1 protein-coding gene is annotated in these 1,095 nt (G+C 67.8%); it reads right to left on the reverse strand.

Annotated features, from left to right (window positions below):
• The coding region (locus FHS23_RS22860; protein WP_343054204.1) for a BCCT family transporter at positions 1-1,070 on the reverse strand (1,070 nt) is incomplete at its 3' end.
• Between the last annotated feature and the right edge of the window lie 25 nt (positions 1,071-1,095).

Below are 1,095 nucleotides of genomic sequence, written 5' to 3' on the forward strand. Positions count from 1 at the left end.
AGCAGTAGTGCGCCGGCGACGCCGACGAGCACGGCCCAGAACACGCGGGTGATCCAGGGGGTTTCGCTGCGTCCGTTGTGGCAGAGCACGTCGACCACGAGTGAGCAGGAGTCGGCGCTGGTGACGAAGAACAGGGTGATCACCACGATCGCGATGACCGACAGGACGGTGACGATGCCGCCGGTGACGGGGAGCTCGCCGAACAGCAGGAACAGCGCGGTGTCCTGATCGACCGTGCCGTCGGCGCCGACGAGGCCGCCGTCGGTGAGTTGGCTGAGCACGCCGGTGCTGCCGAAGATGGTGAACCAGATCAGTGACACGAGGGTCGGGGCGAGTAGCGCGCCGAGGATGAACTCGCGGATCGTGCGGCCGCGGGAGATGCGGGCGATGAACATGCCCACGAACGGGGCCCAGGCCAGGAACCAGGCTTGGTTGAACAGGGTCCAGTCCAGTGTCCAGGTGTCGCCCGCGCCGGCTCCGGTGACGAAGGCGAGTTGGGGGATGGTTTGGAGGTATTCGCCGAAGTTCTGCACCAGCGAGCGCAGCAGGAACACTGTCGGGCCGAGTAGCAGCACCACCAGGGCCAGCACGGTGGCCAGGGTCATGTTGGCGTTGGAGAGCCACCGCAGTCCCTTGTGGAGCCCGGTGACCACGGAGATGGTGCCCAGGGCGGTGATGCCCAGCACGAGGGCCACCAGCAGCGTGTCGGAGGGCTCGAACCAGCCCTGGTAGGCCAGCCCGGCCTGGATCTGCAGCACACCCATGCCCAGCGAGGTGGCCACACCGAACACGGTGCCGACGACGGCGACGACGTCGATGACGTGCCCGACCCACGACTCGATGAGCGTGCGGCCGAAGATCGGTTCCAGCAGCCAGCGGATCGACAGCGGACGACCCCGGCGGAAGGTCATGTATGCCAGGCCGAGCCCGACGATCGCGTAGATGCCCCACGCGTGCAGTCCCCAGTGGAACATCGACTGGCCGATCGCGGCCCGTCCCGCCTCGTCACTGCCGGCCTGCACCCCGGCCATCTCCGGCGGGTTGACCATGTGGTTCAGCGGCTCGGACACCCCGGAAAAGACCAGGCCGATGCCC

It is taken from the genome of Prauserella isguenensis (assembly GCF_014191605.1).
Lineage (GTDB): Bacteria > Actinomycetota > Actinomycetes > Mycobacteriales > Pseudonocardiaceae > Prauserella > Prauserella isguenensis.